This window comes from Pseudomonas iranensis (assembly GCF_014268585.2).
GTDB lineage: Bacteria > Pseudomonadota > Gammaproteobacteria > Pseudomonadales > Pseudomonadaceae > Aquipseudomonas > Aquipseudomonas iranensis.
On the sequence record NZ_CP077092.1, the window covers coordinates 2,881,967 to 2,899,396 of the forward strand.

11 protein-coding genes and 2 riboswitches are annotated in these 17,430 nt (G+C 61.5%); of the genes, 6 read left to right on the forward strand and 5 right to left on the reverse strand.

All coding sequences use genetic code 11. The features are described from left to right. Nucleotides 1–3 precede the first annotated feature (3 nt). Nucleotides 4–3,714: a methionine synthase gene (gene metH, locus HU724_RS12925; protein ID WP_122707977.1), complete on the reverse strand. Its 3,711-nt coding sequence runs from the start codon at nt 3,712–3,714 to the stop codon at nt 4–6. A gap of 155 nt (nt 3,715–3,869) precedes the next feature. Here metH and HU724_RS12930 point away from each other — a divergent pair, with 155 nt between their 5' ends. After that, nucleotides 3,870–6,164: a fatty acid cis/trans isomerase gene (locus HU724_RS12930; RefSeq protein WP_186567183.1), complete on the forward strand. Its 2,295-nt coding sequence runs from the start codon at nt 3,870–3,872 to the stop codon at nt 6,162–6,164. 103 nt (nt 6,165–6,267) lie between these two features. Next, nucleotides 6,268–6,852: a Fe-S biogenesis protein NfuA gene (gene nfuA, locus HU724_RS12935; RefSeq protein ID WP_003225494.1), complete on the forward strand. Its 585-nt coding sequence runs from the start codon at nt 6,268–6,270 to the stop codon at nt 6,850–6,852. 116 nt (nt 6,853–6,968) lie between these two features. On the opposite strand, the gene cobM is transcribed toward nfuA, so the two are convergent. From cobM to HU724_RS12955, 4 genes are all read right to left on the reverse strand, one after another. Further along, the gene (gene cobM / locus HU724_RS12940) at nt 6,969–7,715 is read right to left on the reverse strand and encodes a precorrin-4 C(11)-methyltransferase (protein WP_186567181.1); all 747 of its coding nucleotides are present in this window, start codon (nt 7,713–7,715) and stop codon (nt 6,969–6,971) included. 78 nt (nt 7,716–7,793) lie between these two features. Next, nucleotides 7,794–8,207, reverse strand: a complete 414-nt coding sequence (locus HU724_RS12945; protein ID WP_186567179.1) for a cobalamin biosynthesis protein — start codon at nt 8,205–8,207, stop codon at nt 7,794–7,796. Continuing rightward, nucleotides 8,204–8,905, reverse strand: coding sequence for a CbtA family protein (locus HU724_RS12950; RefSeq protein ID WP_133338131.1), 702 nt, complete (start codon nt 8,903–8,905; stop codon nt 8,204–8,206). Before HU724_RS12950 ends, HU724_RS12945 begins: the two co-directional genes overlap by 4 nt. 11 nt (nt 8,906–8,916) lie before the next feature. Further along, entirely contained in the window at nt 8,917–9,114 is a 198-nt protein-coding gene (locus HU724_RS12955; protein ID WP_016774486.1) for a CbtB domain-containing protein, read from the reverse strand. A gap of 123 nt (nt 9,115–9,237) precedes the next feature. Continuing rightward, a riboswitch (cobalamin riboswitch) is annotated at nt 9,238–9,456 on the reverse strand. A gap of 610 nt (nt 9,457–10,066) precedes the next feature. Continuing rightward, nucleotides 10,067–10,278, forward strand: a riboswitch (cobalamin riboswitch). 99 nt (nt 10,279–10,377) lie between these two features. Here HU724_RS12955 and cobW point away from each other — a divergent pair. The 4 genes from cobW to HU724_RS12975 all read left to right on the forward strand — a co-directional run bounded on the left by cobW (nt 10,378) and on the right by HU724_RS12975 (nt 17,194). Continuing rightward, complete coding sequence (gene cobW / locus HU724_RS12960) at nt 10,378–11,442, forward strand: cobalamin biosynthesis protein CobW (protein WP_225927686.1); 1,065 nt, start codon at nt 10,378–10,380, stop codon at nt 11,440–11,442. 3 nt (nt 11,443–11,445) lie between these two features. Continuing rightward, entirely contained in the window at nt 11,446–15,294 is a 3,849-nt protein-coding gene (gene cobN / locus HU724_RS12965; RefSeq protein ID WP_186567177.1) for a cobaltochelatase subunit CobN, read from the forward strand. A gap of 224 nt (nt 15,295–15,518) precedes the next feature. Continuing rightward, complete coding sequence (locus tag HU724_RS12970; protein WP_186567175.1) at nt 15,519–16,529, forward strand: magnesium chelatase ATPase subunit I; 1,011 nt, start codon at nt 15,519–15,521, stop codon at nt 16,527–16,529. Continuing rightward, nucleotides 16,502–17,194: a vWA domain-containing protein gene (locus HU724_RS12975; RefSeq protein WP_189691387.1), complete on the forward strand. Its 693-nt coding sequence runs from the start codon at nt 16,502–16,504 to the stop codon at nt 17,192–17,194. Before HU724_RS12970 ends, HU724_RS12975 begins: the two co-directional genes overlap by 28 nt. Nucleotides 17,195–17,430 lie beyond the last annotated feature (236 nt).

Consider the following 17,430-nt stretch of genomic DNA (forward strand, 5'->3'; position numbering starts at 1 on the left):
GACTCAGCTGTCGTAACCCAGATTCGGCGCCAGCCAACGCTCGGTCACGCTCAGGTCCTGGCCTTTGCGCGCGGTGTAGCTCTGCACTTGATCCTTGTCGATCTTGCCCACGGCAAAGTACTGCGCCTGCGGATGAGCAAAGTACCAGCCGCTGACCGCTGCGGCGGGGAACATTGCGTAGTGTTCGGTGAGGAACACGCCACTGCGCCCGGCGCGCATTTCGGCAGCCTCTGGATCGAGCAGGGTGAACAGCGCCGCTTTCTCGGTGTGATCCGGGCAGGCCGGGTAGCCGGGAGCAGGGCGGATGCCACGGTATTGCTCTTTGATCAGCGCATCGTTGTCGAGCGTTTCATCCTTGGCATAACCCCAGTGCTCTTTTCGCACCTGCTGGTGCAGCCATTCGGCGCAGGCTTCGGCCAAGCGGTCGGCGAGGGCCTTGACCATGATCGAGTTATAGTCGTCGCCCGCGTCCTGATAGGCCTTGGCCACTTCTTCGGCGCCGATGCCAGCGGTGGTGATAAAGCCGCCGACATAGTCGGTGACTTCGCTGTCCTTCGGCGCCACGAAGTCGGCGAGGCAGAAGTTCGGCTTGCCGTCGGTCTTGATGATCTGCTGACGCAAGTGATGCAGCTTGGCCAGCGGCTTGCCGTTGTCGTCGTACAGCTCGATGTCGTCTTCGTTGACCTGATTGGCCGGCCAGAAACCGAACACCGCACGGGCGCTGATGAGTTTTTCGTCGATGAGCTTAGCGAGCATTTCCTGCGCGTCCTTGTACAGCGCAGTGGCGGCTTCACCGACCACTTCGTCTTCGAGGATGCGCGGGAACTTGCCGGCCAGATCCCAGGAAATGAAGAACGGTGTCCAATCGATGTACTCGGCCAGTACCTTCAAATCGATGTTGTCGAGCACCTTGCTGCCGGTGAAGGTCGGTTTCACTGGCTGATAATTGGCCCAGTCGAATTGCGGCTTCTTCGCGATCGCGGCGGCGTAGCTCAGGCGTTCGGTACGGGCGCTGCGATTGGACGTACGCTCGCGCACGTCGATGTATTCCAGACGGGTCTTCTCGACGAAACCGGCCTTGAGTTCCTTGGACAACAACTGTGTCGCCACGCCGACGGCGCGCGAGGCGTCGGTCACGTAGACCACGGCATCGTTGCTGTACTTCGGCTCGATCTTCACCGCGGTGTGCGCTTTCGACGTGGTCGCGCCACCGATCATCAGTGGCAGGTGGAAATCCTGACGCTGCATTTCACGGGCAACGTGGACCATCTCGTCCAGCGACGGCGTGATCAGGCCGGAAAGGCCGATGATGTCGCACTTTTCTTCTTTGGCGACCTGCAGGATCTTCTCGGCCGGAACCATCACGCCTAAGTCGACAATGTCATAGCCGTTGCAACCAAGCACCACGCCGACGATGTTCTTGCCGATGTCGTGGACGTCGCCTTTGACCGTGGCCATGAGGATCTTGCCCTTGGCTTCCGGCTTGTCGCCTTTCTCCAGTTCGATGAACGGGATCAAGTGCGCCACGGCCTGCTTCATCACGCGCGCGGATTTCACCACCTGCGGGAGGAACATTTTGCCAGCGCCGAACAGGTCGCCGACGATGTTCATGCCGGACATCAATGGGCCTTCGATCACTTCGATCGGCCGCGCAAACGACTGGCGGGATTCTTCGGTGTCTTCGACGATGTGCGTGGTGATGCCCTTGACCAGCGCGTGTTCCAGACGTTTGTTGACGTCCCAGTTACGCCACTCTTCGGTCTCGGCTTCCTTGACGCTGCCGTCGCCCTTGTACTTGTCGGCGATGGCGAGGAGGGCGTCGGTGCCATCCGGGGTGCGATTGAGGATCACGTCTTCGACCGCGTCGCGCAGCTCGACCGGGATCTGATCATAGATCTCCAGTTGACCGGCGTTGACGATGCCCATGGTCAGCCCGGCGCGGATGGCGTAGAGCAGGAACACCGAGTGAATCGCCTCACGCACCGGGTTGTTGCCACGGAACGAGAACGACACGTTCGACACGCCGCCGGAGCTCAGCGCGTACGGCAGCTCATCGCGGATGTAGGCGCAGGCATTGATGAAGTCGACGGCGTAATTGTTGTGCTCTTCGATGCCGGTAGCGACGGCGAAGATGTTCGGGTCGAAGATGATGTCTTCCGGCGGGAAGCCCACTTCGTTGACCAGGATGTCGTAGGAGCGTTTGCAGATTTCTTTCTTGCGCGCTTCGGTGTCGGCCTGACCGGCTTCGTCGAAGGCCATCACCACCACCGCAGCGCCGTAGCGCTTGCACAGCTTGGCGTGATGGATGAACTGCTCGACGCCTTCTTTCATGCTGATCGAGTTGACGATGCCCTTGCCCTGGATGCACTTGAGGCCGGCTTCGATGACCTCCCATTTCGACGAGTCGATCATGATCGGCACGCGCGAGATATCCGGTTCGCCGGCGATCAGATTGAGGAAGGTGACCATGGCCTTCTTCGAATCGAGCATGCCCTCGTCCATGTTGATGTCGATGATCTGCGCGCCGGCCTCAACCTGCTGCAGAGCGACTTCGAGGGCTTCGGTGTAGTTGTCTTCACGGATCAGGCGGGCGAATTTTGCCGAACCGGTGATGTTGGTGCGTTCGCCGACGTTGACGAACAGCGAGCTGCGATCGATGGTGAACGGCTCCAGACCGGAGAGGCGGCAGGCCTTGGGGATATCCGGAATCTGCCGTGGCGCGTAACCGGCCACGGCTTTGGCGATAGCTTCGATGTGGCCCGGTGTGGTGCCGCAGCAACCGCCGACGATGTTGAGAAAACCGCTCTGGGCGAATTCTTCGATGACTTTGGCGGTCTGCGACGGCAGTTCATCGTACTCGCCGAATTCATTCGGCAGGCCGGCATTCGGGTGCGCGGAAACGTGGGTACTGGCCTTGTTCGACAGTTCTTCCAGGTACGGCCGCAGTTCGCTGGCGCCGAGGGCACAGTTCAGACCTACGGAAATCGGCTTGGCGTGGGCCACCGAGTTCCAGAATGCCTCGGTGGTCTGGCCGGACAAGGTACGGCCAGAGGCGTCGGTGATGGTCCCGGAAATCATGATCGGCAGTTCGAGGTGCAGCTCCTCGAACACGCCCTGCACGGCGAAGATCGCCGCTTTGGCGTTGAGGGTGTCGAAGATCGTTTCGATCAGGATCAGGTCGGCGCCGCCCTCGATCAGGCCTTTGGTGGCTTCGGTGTAATTTTCCACCAGCTCATCGAAGGTTACGTTGCGGTAGCCGGGGTTGTTGACGTCGGGCGACAGCGAGCAGGTGCGGCTGGTCGGGCCGAGCACGCCGGCAACGAAGCGCGGCTTGGCCGGGTTTTCGGCGGTCTTGGCGTCGGCAATCTTGCGCGCCAGACGTGCGCCTTCTACGTTTAACTCGTACGCCAGCTCTTCCATGCCGTAATCGGCCATGGAAATGCGCGTGGCGTTGAAAGTGTTGGTTTCGAGAATGTCGGCGCCGGCGTCCAGATAGGCTTTTTCGATACCGCCGATCACGTCCGGACGGGTGATCACCAGCAGGTCGTTGTTGCCCTTGACGTCACTCGGCCAGTCCGCGAAGCGCTTGCCGCGATAATCCTGTTCTTCGAGCTTGTAGCTCTGGATCATCGTGCCCATCCCGCCGTCGAGAATCAGGATGCGCTCTTTGAGGGCTTGCTTGAGAGCTTGAAGGCGGACGCTGCGATCGGACATGTGGACTACTCGGAAAGACCATTACGAAGGAGCGGGATCATAGCAAACCTGTGCGCTTTTAGAGCATGTGCAGCTTTTGCATGAATATCGCTCATGTTGGTACGAGCGTCATAACGGTAGAATCGCAGCCTTTTTTTACCATCGAGATCAGCAGCATGCCGCACCGCTTCATCAGTTTATGGTTGCTGGTCCTGAGCGGGAGCGTTGCGGCGCAAGATCCTGCCATTTCTTCTTCCACCTCCTACACCCGCGATATCCAACCGATCTTCACCGAGAAGTGCGTGGCCTGCCATGCTTGCTATGACTCGGCGTGTCAGCTCAATCTGGGCAGTGGCGAAGGCGCCGCCCGTGGCGCGAGCAAGATGCCGGTGTACGACGGCGAACGCACCCAGGCGGCACCGACCACGCGCTTGTTTTACGACGCCTTCGGCAAGCGCGCCTGGCAGCAGAAAGACTTCTATTCGGTGCTCGACGCCCAGGGCAGTCAGGCCGCGCTGATGGCACGCATGCTTGAACTCGGCCACAAGACGCCGCTGACGCCGAACGCCAAACTGCCGGAAGAGATTGTTCTTGGGCTCAATCGCAACAATCTATGCGCAATGCCTGCGGAGTTCGACGGATATGCCGGCGCGCACCCGAAAGAGGGCATGCCGCTCGCGGTCACTGGCCTGACCGATCAGCAATATCAAACCTTGCAGCGCTGGCTGGCGTCTGGCGCGCCGATTGACGAGCAGAGCCTGGCGCCGAGTGCCAAAGAGGCCATGCAGATCTTGCAGTGGGAAAACCTGCTTAACGCCCCCGGCGCCCGGCAAAGTCTGGTCGGGCGCTGGCTGTTCGAGCACTGGTATCTGGCGCACATCTATTTCAAGGATGGTGAGCCGGGGCGTTATTTCCAGTGGGTGCGCTCGCGTACGCCGAGCGGCCAGCCGATCGACCTGATCGCCACGCGCCGCCCCAACGACGACCCGGGCACGCAGGTGTATTACCGCTTGTGGCCGGTGCAGGGGGTGATCGTGCACAAGACGCACATCACTTATCCGCTGAGCGCGGCGAAAATGGCCCGGATCAAGAGCCTGTTCTACAACGGCAACTGGCAGGTCAATGCGCTGCCGGGTTACGGCCCGCAGAGCCGTGCCAATCCGTTTGCCACTTTCGAGGCGATTCCGGCGCAGGCGCGCTATCAGTTCATGCTCGATAACGCTGAATACTTCGTCCGCACCTTCATTCGCGGCCCGGTGTGCCGTGGGCAGATCGCGACCGACGTGATCCGCGACAACTTCTGGGCGCTGTTCCAGGCGCCGGAACATGATCTCTACATCACCGACCCGAACTACCGTGGCCAGGCTACGCCGCTGCTGGCGATGCCGGGGCAGAACGACGATGTCGGCAGCGTGCTGAGCCTGTGGCGCAACTACCGCGACAAGCGCAACGAATACGAGGCACTGCGCCGTGACAGCTATGCCGATCTGCCGGCGCCGAGCTGGTCGACGCTGTGGGCCGGCAACGACAACGCCTTGCTGAGCATTTTCCGCCACTTCGACAGCGCTTCGGTGACCAAGGGGCTGATCGGAGAGGTGCCGCAAACCATGTGGCTGTTCGACTATCCACTGCTCGAGCGCACCTATTATCAGCTCGCGGTCAACTTCGACGTGTTCGGCAACGTCTCCCATCAGGCGCAGACCCGTCTGTATTTCGACCTGATCCGTAACGGCGCCGAGCAGAACTTCCTGCGCCTGATGCCCGCCGACTCACGTGAGGATTACCTCAACGATTGGTACCAGGACGGCGGCCAGTTCAAGATGTGGCTCGATTACGAGGCCATCGATGACGACAAACCGACCGCGCTCAAACTCGACGAAAAAGACCCGAAACACGATTTCGCCATGCAGTTGCTGGCGCGCTACGGTGATCTGAACGCGCGGCCGGACCCGATCAATCGCTGCGACGGCGCTTATTGCTCGCGACCGAATATCGATCCGGCGTTGCAGAACGCCGAGCAGGCCCTGAGCCGTCTGGCCTCGCGACCGGCCGCAGGGTTGAAAGTCATCGACCAGTTGCCCGAAGCGACCTTGCTGCGCGTTGAAACCGCCAGTGGCAAGCGCGAGGTCTACAGCGTGCTGCGCAACCGCGCGCACAGCAACGTGGCGTTTTTGCTCGGTGAGTCGCTGCGCTATCAACCGGGTCTCGACACCTTGACGATCTATCCGGGCGTACTCACCAGTTACCCGAACTTCATGTTCAACGTACCGGCCGAGCAGGTTCCAGCGTTTGTCGATGCCATGGAGAATGCCAGGGATGCCAATCGGTTCGAAAAAATCGTCGAACGCTGGGGCATTCGTCGCAGTCATCCGCAGTTCTGGCTGTATTTCCACGATCTGAGCCAGTACATCCACGAAACCGATCCGGTGGAAGAGGGTGTGCTGGATATGAACCGGTACGAGAACCTTTGAGCATTCGCAGGCATATGCCGGGATTCTTTCCCGACAAAAATACTGGGACTTTGTCAGCCGCGCCGATTGGCGTAAACTGCGCCCAAGCCTGCGAGGAGTTTTTATGACCGCTATTACCATTACCGACGCCGCCCATGATTACCTGGCCGATCTGCTCTCCAAGCAGAACACCCCGGGCATCGGCATCCGCGTTTTCATTACCCAGCCTGGTACCCAGTACGCCGAAACCTGCATTGCCTACTGCAAGCCGGGCGAAGAGAAACCTGAAGATACCGCGCTGGGGCTGAAAAGCTTCACCGCCTACATCGATTCCTTCAGCGAAGCGTTTCTTGACGACGCCGTTGTCGACTATGCCACCGACCGTATGGGCGGCCAGCTGACCATCAAGGCGCCAAATGCCAAAGTGCCGATGGTCAATGCCGACAGCCCGGTCAACGAGCGCATTAACTATTACCTGCAAACCGAGATCAACCCGGGGCTGGCCAGCCACGGCGGTCAGGTCAGCCTGATCGATGTGGTCGAGGACGGCATTGCCGTGTTGCAGTTCGGTGGCGGTTGCCAGGGCTGCGGCCAGGCTGACGTGACCTTGAAGGAAGGCATCGAGCGTACTCTGCTCGAGCGCATCCCGGAGCTCAAGGGCGTTCGCGACGTGACCGATCACACGCAGAAAGAAAACGCCTACTACTAAGGCGTTCGCTGCGAACATGAAAAACGGCGCCCCGTGAGCGCCGTTTTTTTATGCCTGTGGCTTGATCATGCCCACGCTCCGCGTGGGCATGCAGCCCGGGACGCTCCGCGTTCCACTCACGGTCGGTACAAATGCGCATGCCCGGCGCGATACAACGAAGACTCGCTGAACACCTCGCTGCCCAGCACCCGCCCGACCAGAATCAGCGCCGTACGCCGAAACCCTTTGGCCTCGACCTTTGCGGCAATGTCCGCCAGTGTACCGACGACCCAGTCCTGATCCGGCCATGTCGCGCGGTGAATCACGGCAATCGGGCAGTCCGCGCCGTAATGCGGCAGCAATTCAACCAAAATCTTTTCCAGATGATTGACCCCCAAATGAATGGCCATGGTCGCGCCATGCTGCGCCAGGCTGGCCAGCTCCTCGCCAACGGGCATCGCGGTCTTGTCGGCGTAACGGGTCAGGATCACGCTTTGCGAAATGTCCGGCAGGGTCAACTCGGCGCCCAGCAGCGCTGCGCATGCAGCCGTGGCGGTCACGCCCGGAATGATCTCGAAAGGAATGCCCAGCTCACGCAAGTAGCGGATCTGCTCACCAATCGCGCCGTACAGACCTGGATCCCCCGAATGCACGCGGGCAACATCCTGGCCTTGGGCATGGGCAGTCCTGATCAGATCGATGATCTGTTCCAGATGCAGTTCAGCGCTATTGGCCACGATTTCGGCCTGATGACCTTCCAGCACCGCTGCGGGTACCAGCGAGCCGGCATAAATGATCACCGGGCAGCTGCGAATCAGCCGTTGGCCTTTGACGGTGATGAGTTCCGGATCGCCGGGGCCGGCGCCGATGAAATAGACGGTCATCGTTGAATCCTTGTGAAGAGGCGCAGCCCCACTGCAGATGAAGCGTGCTCATGATCAATGGCGGGGATTATCGGGATTTTATGCAGCGCCGGCCAATGCCAGCGTGGCCTGCGCATATTTCTGCCGGTGGATCAGCAGTTTCGCCGGCGCCTGAATCAGTTGCTCGGCCAGCGCCAGCGCGGCGCTTTCCGCCACGCCGTAGCAGCCGGTGCGCTCAAAGGCGATCTGCGATTGATGACTGAGGCGCTGTTGAAAGGGCGCCAGCTCGGCACTATTGAAATACTGCAGCGGCAGGTTCAATTGTGTGGCCAGTTCCAGCAACCCCGGTTCGTCGCGCTTGAGATCGATACTCGCCAGAGCCTTGACCGCTCGCAACTCGATGCGGTGCGCCTGCAACGCTTGATCGAGTAATGCACGCAACGTACTGGCCGGGCAGCCGCGCTGGCAGCCGAGGCCGACCACGAAGGTCGGCGCTGCGCGGTCATCGCTCATGCCTGGTATTGGCTCGCGCTTTTGCGGCGGAACAACCACGCACTGATCACGCCCAAAGCCAGCCAGAACGCCACGTTGGTCAGCTGCGAAGCGATCTTGAACTGCGTTTCCAGCGCCTCGGGGGCAAGCATCGAATGCACCTGCGGTTGCGGCGCGCCAATCACATGCGGCACGGCGAGAATCGCCACACCGAGAAGCTTCATCAACCAGTGGCGGCTGAAGGCAATCAGTGCCAGACCGACTGCGGTCGAAGCGGCGGTGCCGATCCACCAGATCTGCCGCGAAGCCAGATCAGCGGCGGCTGTGCCCGGCAATTCAGGTGGCAGGCCCAAGGTCGGCGCGAGAACGAACGTCGCGTAACCGGCCAGACCCCAGAGCAGGCCTTGCGAAGTCCTGGTCGGTGCGCGCAGGGTGTACAGGCCAGCGAGCATCAAAGCGAAACCGACCGCAACCACCAGATTGCCGCCAGTGGTCGAAGCCACACGCTGCCAGCCATCTTCTGGCTCCCAGGCCTCAGCATCATGGCTGTGGGCGGCGGTACCGGTGGCATGTTGGTGAGCTTCGGCGACCGGCTCGGATTTCTCGAAGGTTTCGGCCTGAAGAATCAGTGGCGATACCCAGAAGCTCTGCAGCAACGTCAGCAGCAGGGCGGCCAGCAGGCCGGTGAAGCCTGCGGTTTGCGCGATACGCTTGATCATGTTGAAAGGCCTCAGTGGCACGGGAACGCGGCGCTGTGGCGGGTATCGTGGGCGGCGTTGTGCACCGCTTCGATGTGCGAGAAACCGGCGAACCAGACCAGGCTGGCACCGAGGATCGAGGCGAAGAGGGCGGCGGCGACGCGTTGGCCGAGTGTGGTGCTGCTGGAGATGTGGTCAGTGTGGCTGACGGTGTTGCTGATGATCGACATAGCGCTTCCCTCTGAAATGTCAGCGGGTAAACAGAGCGCATGAAAATCCCTGCGAGCAGGGCACGCAGGGATTTCGAACAGCGCCCGCCCACCGCGGGTTTGTTTGTGGTCAGCGGCGCTTGCGCGCGCTGGGTGTTGCGGGCCGGTCTCCGGGCTTGCGAGGGGCTGGCACAAGGCCGACCTGCAAGCATCACCTTCCCATGCCGGGGCACAGTGGATCTGACGCTTCGCTCGCTTACCGTTGCGGGGGCAGCACCGGACTGACATGGCTTTGAGTAAAGCACATGATTCACCGGTTTCCCGTTTCACCCTGTGAAGGGCACCCGTAACAAGGTGGGCAGGAAAACATGGGTTTGGGTTTTTAGTCAATTTCCGGGAAGTTTTCAGTGCTGCGGTGGGGGATTTTTCTGATGTTTTTGTGTGTATATCCGTCGCCGGTGGATCAAGATCAAGATCAAGAGCAGGCGAGCTGACACTCGGCTTATTGAGTGGTGAAAAGCGTGGGTGTTCGGCTTTTAATTTGTGTTGTTGCTGCCCCTCACCCCAGCCCTCTCCCGAGGGAGAGGGAGCCGATTTGCGGGCTTTTCAGAATCTGCATTCGACTCGATATCGCAAGTCGGCGTATTTCGCCTAAACACCTCGGTCAGTCCCCTCTCCCTCGGGGAGAGGGCTAGGGTGAGGGGCTCTAGATCTGGCTTTTGCTTTGGCTTTGATCTTTTGCCCCTTCAGCAGGCTGCGCCCGGATCGGTCCCGTAACGAAGGTACCCCGAGCCCCAGCGAGCGGGCCGTACGCCGGGGCAAAGCCTTTTGGTTTCTTTTTGCTGTGCCGGCACTCCGGCGTTTGAAAAAGGGACTCGCTGTAAGAGCGAAACCATAGGAAGCCGTTACCGCAGCAACGGATATACCCCCAGTTTCAGACTCACCGACCCATTGACCCACGACGGACCCATGCGTAGCCTTGCGCTTTCGAGGTTCTTCGGCACTCGCCGAAGCTAAGAAGGGAACGCGGTCAAAGCCGCGGCTGCCCCCGCAACTGTGAACGGTGATGTTCGTTGCCACGCCACTGCCAGCTCAACCGATGAGCCAGCGGGAAGGCGCAATGAACGCCAGGCCCAGCGCCTGAACGCCGTCAGCCAGGAGACCTGCCTCGTCACAGATTCTCACTACAACCGGGCGGGGTGATCCGGTGGCGAATGCTTCCGGCGTGCATGCGCGCTGCCGGTTCTCGTCCCGTATGCCCGCCGCTTGCCAAAGGGCATACCGATGAAAACACTGGCCAAACTCCCCGTCACTATCGTCACCGGTTTCCTCGGTTCGGGCAAAACCACGCTGCTGCGGCACATGCTCGACAACGCTCAGGGCCGGCGCATCGCGGTGATTGTCAACGAGTTTGGCGAGCTCGGTATCGACGGTGAAATCCTCAAGCAATGCACCATCGGCTGCACCGAAGAAGAGGCCAGCGGCCGCGTATATGAGCTGGCCAACGGCTGCCTGTGCTGCACGGTGCAGGAAGAATTCTTTCCGGTGATGCGCGAGCTGGTCGCCCGTCGCGGCGATCTTGATCACATTCTCATCGAAACCTCTGGCCTGGCCTTGCCCAAGCCGTTGGTGCAAGCCTTCCAGTGGCCGGAAATTCGCAGTGCCTGCACTGTCGATGCGGTGATCACCGTGGTCGACAGCCCGGCCGTCGCTGCTGGCACCTTCGCAGCGTTCCCGGATCAGGTCGATGCCCAGCGCAAACTCGATCCGAACCTTGATCACGAGTCGCCGCTGCACGAATTGTTCGCCGATCAACTGGCCAGTGCTGACCTGGTCATCCTCAACAAAGCCGACCAGACCAGCGCGGAAGATCTGGCTCGGGTGCGCGCTGAAGTCGCCGAAGAGCTGCCGCCAGCGGTAAAAATCATCGAAGCCAGCAACGGCCGCCTGCCGCTCGACGTGTTGATCGGCCTCGGTGCCGGCTCTGAGGAGCACATCGACAGCCGTCACAGTCACCACGATCACCACCATGACGGTGATGACGACGATCACGATCACGACGCCTTCGATTCGATCTCAATCGAACTGCCGCAAGCCGATGAAAGCCTGCTGCTCGACGCGCTGACGCAACTGGTGGTGCAACACGGCATTCTGCGCGTGAAAGGCTTCGCGGCGATTCCGCACAAGCCGATGCGCCTGTTGATCCAGGGTGTGGGCACGCGTTTCGACAAGCATTTCGACCGTCAGTGGGGCGCCGAAGAAGCGCGCGTCACGCGTCTGGTGCTGATCGGCCAGGAACTCGATGCCGCACAACTCGAAGCGCAATTGCGCGCTGCGCTCAGCGTTTAAACCATGCACCTGCTCAGGACCCAGCCCGGCGGATTCGTCTCGGACGACAACATTGCCGATCTCGGACAAACCCCCGCCGAGCTGGTGATCCTGTGCAGCGGCGATTCCAGCCTGGCGCTGCTCGCCGAGGCTGCGCAGCAATTGCCCGATGACTACCCGAGCCTGCGTCTGGCCAACCCGATGCAGGTGCAGAATCATGCTTCGGTCGATCTGTACGTCGACGAAGTGCTGCGCCACGCCAAAGTCATTCTGATCTCGCTGCATGGCGGCATTGCCTATTGGCGCTACGGCGTCGAGCGGCTGGTCGAGTTGTCCGAACGCGGCGTGCAACTGATTCTGGTGCCTGGCGATGACCGCCCGGACCCCGAGCTCAGTGACTTGAGCACGGTCAGCGCCGAAGTACGCGATAGACTCTGGCAATTTCTGCGTCAGGGCGGCATGGGCAATGCGCTGGATTTTTTCCGCTGCTTGGGCAACCAATGGTTTGCCCGGGATTATTCGTGGGGCGAGCCGCAAACCCTGCCGCGCACGGCGATTTATCACCCACAGAAAAACAGCGCTGCGCTGAGCGACTGGCAAGCCGAATGGCTGCATGGTCAACCGGTGGCGGCGCTGTTGTTTTATCGCTCGCATTTGCAGGCGGCGAACACGGCGTTCATCGATGTGTTCTGTCAGCGTTTGCAGGCAGCCGGGCTCAATCCGCTGCCGATCGCGGTGGCCAGTCTGAAAGAACCCGGTTGTCTGTCGGTGGTCGAGGACTGGCTGGATGAAGTCGAGGCGGGGGTGATTCTCAACACCACCGGTTTTGCCCAGTCCAGCCCCGAAGCGCCGCATCTGCGCCCGTTTCGCCGCAACATCCCAGTGATTCAAGCCATCTGCGCTCAGGACAACGAACCCGGCTGGCGCGACAGCGAACAGGGTCTCGGGCCGCGCGATCTGGCGATGCACATTGCTTTGCCGGAGCTTGACGGGCGCATCATCAGCCGCCCGATCAGCTTCAAGGATCTGGCTTGGCGCAGCGAGCGCAGCCAGTCCGATGTGGTCTGCTACCGCGCCCAGCCCGAACGCATGGATTTCGTCGCCGAACTGGCGCGGCGTTGGGTTGCTTTGGCACGCGTGCCGAACGGCGAAAAACGCATCGCCCTGATCCTCGCCAACTACCCGACCCGCGACGGCCGCATCGGCAATGGCGTCGGCCTCGATACGCCGGCGGCGGCGCTTAATATCCTCCGCGCATTGCGTGCCGAAGGTTATCCGATCACGGCCGAGTTGCCCGAGAGCGGCACCGAACTGATCCAGCAACTGCTCGGCGGTGTCAGCAACGACCTCGATAGTCTCGACCTGCGCCCGTGCCAGCAGAGCCTGGCGATGGACGATTACCTGGCGATGTTCAACGCGTTGCCGGAGGCGAATCGTGTCGCGGTGCAAGAGCGTTGGGGGACGCCGCAAAACGATCCGATGTGTCGCGACGGTCGCCTGATGATCGCCGGTCTGCGTTTCGGTCTGACCTTTGTCGGCATCCAGCCGGCCCGGGGTTATCAGGTCGATCCGAGCGCGGTGTACCACGACCCGGATCTGGTTCCGCCGCACGGTTATCTGGCGTTCTATTTCTGGTTGCGCAACACCTACGGCGCTCACGGCGTGATCCACGTCGGCAAGCATGGCAATCTCGAATGGTTGCCGGGCAAAGGCGTCGGCCTTTCGGAGAATTGCTGGCCGGACGCGCTGCTCGGGCCGCTGCCGAATATCTATCCGTTTATCGTCAACGATCCGGGCGAGGGCGCTCAGGCCAAACGCCGCACGCAAGCGGTGATCATCGACCACCTGATGCCGCCGCTGACCCGCGCCGAAACCTACGGGCCGCTGCGCAATCTGGAGCTGCTCGCCGACGAATATTACGAGGCGCAACTGCTCGATCCGCGCCGTGCCCGCGAGTTGCAGCGCGACATTCTGCAATTGGTGCGGGACACGCAAATCGACCGCGAATTGCAACTGGATGCCGCGCTGGACAGCGATGCCGATGCGGCGATCTGGTTGCCGCGTCTGGACACTTATCTGTGCGATCTGAAGGAATCGCAGATTCGCGACGGGTTGCACATTTTTGGTGAATCGCCGAGCGGGCGCTTGCGTATCGACACCTTGCTGGCGTTGCTGCGCATCCCGCGCGGTGACGGCAAGGGCGCGCAGTCGAGTCTGCTGCGAGCACTGGCCAAAGCGTTTGCTCTCGGTTTTGATCCGCTGGATTGCGCGTTGGCCGATCCCTGGAGCGGCCCGCGTCCGACCGAGTTGCAGACCATCTGCGAAGAAGTCTGGCGCACCGCCGGCGACACCCGCGAGCGCCTCGAATTGTTTGCCGCAGACCTGATCTCCCAAACACTGAACGTGCCCTGTGGGAGCGAGCCTGCTCGGGAAAGCGGTGTGTCAGTAAAAGCACAGCTGTCTGACCCGACGCCTTCGCGAGCAGGCTCGCTCCCACAAGGGTCGGGTTGGGCTGAGGTTGACTCGATACTCGACAATCTGCGCGAAGTCGTCGCCCCACGGCTCGATGCTTGTGGCCCGGCCGAAATGCGCGGTCTGCTTGACGCCCTCAGCGGTCGTTTCGTCCCTGCCGGCCCCAGCGGTGCTCCGAGCCGTGGCCGTCTCGATGTGCTGCCGACCGGGCGCAACTTCTATTCGGTGGACGTGCGCAATCTGCCGACCACCACCGCGTGGCGCATCGGATTCCAGTCGGCGACGCTGATTCTCGAACGGCATCTGCAGGACCACGGCGATCACTTGCGCCAACTCGGCTTGTCCGTGTGGGGCACCGCAACCATGCGCACCGGCGGCGACGACATCGCTCAGGCCATGGCGTTGATGGGCGTGCGTCCGGTCTGGGCCACGGGCAGTCAGCGCGTGGATGATTTCGAGATTCTGCCGCTGAGTCTGCTCGATCGTCCGCGGGTCGACGTGACGCTGCGGGTTTCGGGGTTTTTCCGTGATGCGTTTGCCAATCTCATCCGCCTGTTCGACGCCGCCGTGCAAGCGGTGGCCGCGCTGGACGAGCCGGACGATTTGAATCCACTCGCCGCCAAGGTGCGCGCCGAACGCCAGGCGCTGTTGCAGTCGGGCGTCGATGAAGACACCGCGCGGCGTCAGGCCGGGTGGCGCATCTTCGGCGCGAAACCGGGGGCGTATGGCGCCGGGGTGCAAGGCGCCATCGACGGGCGTTTGTGGCAGACCCGCGAAGACCTCGCCGAGGTTTACCTGAACTGGGGCGCCTACGCTTATAGCGGTGCTGACGAGGGCACGGCTGCCCGCGCGCAATTCAGCCAGCGTCTGAGCCAGGTGCAGGCAGTTCTGCAAAACCAGGACAACCGCGAGCATGACTTGCTCGATTCCAACGATTACTACCAGTTCCAGGGCGGCATGCTCGCTGCGGTGGAGACGCTGCGTGGCGAAGCGGCGGCCAGTTATCACGGCGATCACAGCCAGCCGGATCTGCCGAAGATTCGTACCCTGAAGGAAGAGTTGAACCGTGTGGTGCGCTCGCGCGCGGCGAATCCGAAGTGGATCGACGGAATCAAGCGTCACGGCTACAAAGGCGCGTTCGAACTGGCGGCGACGGTTGATAATCTGTTCGCCTTCGATGCGACTACGCAATTGATCGACGACCATCAGTACGCGTTGCTGGCGGAGGCATATTTGCTCGATCCGGCAACCCGGGATTTTGTCCGTGAGCATAATCCCCATGCTCTGCGCGACATGACCGAACGCATGCTCGAAGCGCAGCAGCGCGGGATGTGGCAGGAGCCTGGGGCTTATAAAGAGGCGCTGGAGAATTTGCTGTTGGATATCGAGGAAGATATGTAGCCGCTAAAAAGCTACCCTCACCCCAACCCTCTCCCGGAGGGAGAGGGGGCCGATTTGTGTTGGTTTTGAGGCCTGAGTTCAAATCGATAATTCAGGTCGGCGCAACTTTCAAGAACACCCGGATCAGTTCCCTCTCCCTCTGGGAGAGGGTTAGGGTGAGGGCCACCCAACTGACACGCCACTAAAACTCAAGCACACCAAAGACCACGAAAGGGAAAACCCAAATGACCGACACCCCGCATTTCCCACTCTCCGCCGTGGTCGGCGCCGATGACTTGAAGCTCGCCCTGTGCCTGACCGCCATCGACCCGAAAATCGGCGGCGTACTCATCGAAGGTCCGCGCGGCATGGCCAAGTCGACGCTGGCGAGGGGCCTGGCGGATCTGCTCGCCAGCGGCCAGTTTGTCACTTTGCCGTTGGGCGCTACCGAAGAGCGGCTGGTCGGCACCCTCGATCTCGATGCTGCCCTGAGCGACGGTCGCGCGCAGTTTTCGCCCGGTGTTCTGGCCAAGGCTGACGGTGGCGTGCTCTATGTCGATGAGGTCAATCTGCTGCCTGATCACTTGGTCGACCTGCTGCTCGATGTCGCTGCCAGCGGTACCAACCTGATCGAGCGCGACGGCATTTCCCATCGGCATTCGGCCAAATTCGTTCTGATCGGCACCATGAACCCGGAAGAGGGCGAGCTGCGGCCGCAATTGCTTGACCGCTTCGGCTTGAACGTTGCCCTCAGCGGCCACACCGCGCCCGCCGAACGCGGACAGATCATTCGCCGACGTCTGGATTTCGACAGCGATCCACAAGGGTTCTGCGCGCTGTGGGCGAGCGAGCAACACATCCTGCGTGCGCGCTGTGAAAGCGCCCGCGAGCGCTTGGCAGCCATTCCGCTGGATGACGCGGCATTGGCGTTGATTACCGAGCGTTGTTTCGCTGCTGGCGTCGATGGCTTGCGTGCCGATCTGGTCTGGTTGCGCGCGGCCCGCGCCCATGCCGCGTGGCGTGGGGCGGATGCGATTGCTGAAGAGGACATCGACGCGGTGGCCGAATTTGCCCTGCGCCATCGCCGTCGCGAGCAGCCCTTGGCCGGCGCGGAGCCACAAGCGCAATCTCCGTCAGGCGCAGACAGCAAATCCGGTGAAGGGCAGGGCCAGTGGGGCGAGATGCCGGCGACGGCGCAAGCCACCGGTACCCGCCGCGAAGTTCCGAGCTGGCCACCACTGGCAAAAAAGCCCTAGGCATTCGCCCCCGGTCCGACGCGGGGGCGAATGCCAGACCCCGTGCCGGACAACTCGACAATGGCCGCCAGGGCCAGCGGCATGCGGCCGGCAGCGGATCGGTGAACTGGCCGGGCACGCTGCTCAATGGCCGCCCCCAGCGCCGCGCCGATCTGCTGTTTCAACAGCGTACCCGCTCGCCCCATGAAATCTGGCTGGTGATCGTCGACGCGTCGGCCTCGACCCGTCGCCATCAGGCCTTGAGCGATGCCAAGGGCCTGCTCGCGCAGTTGTTCGACGATGCTTACCACCAGCGGGCGCGGCTGGCGTTGCTGACCGCCAGCGGTTCTGCGCCGAAATGGCAGGTGCAAGGCTTGAAGGCCTCAAGCGGCCTGAGCGTCTGGCTCGACGGTCTCGGCGCCGGTGGCGGCACGCCGTTGGTCGCGGCACTGGAACAGGCGCAGCAATGGCTGACGCTGCGGCGCAAGCGTTTTCCCGCCGAACAGCAACGCTGCCTGATCGTGACCGATGGTCGCGTGAAAGAACTGTCGGCGTTGCCCGTGCTGGCGTGCCCCGGATTGCTCATCGACATCGAGCGCGGGTCGATTCGACTGGGCCGGGCGAAGGATCTGGCGACCGCGCTGCAAGCGCAGTATCAGCATATCGATGAGCTGGATTTGCGCTGAAATCCGCCGCACCGCTCGCACCCTGTGGGAGCGAGCCTGCTCGCGAAGGCTTTTTCGGCAACGCTGAAAATCTTCGGTTACATTGATTCATACAGATCTTGAAATGATTTACCGCTGTGGAGCGGACCAGTCGACCCTGTACGCTCGAAGGCCATTTTTCATTCAGGATCTACATGAACACCCTCTCGGAGCCTCCCAGTCAGCATTCTCCAGCGCAATATTGCGCGGTCTTGATC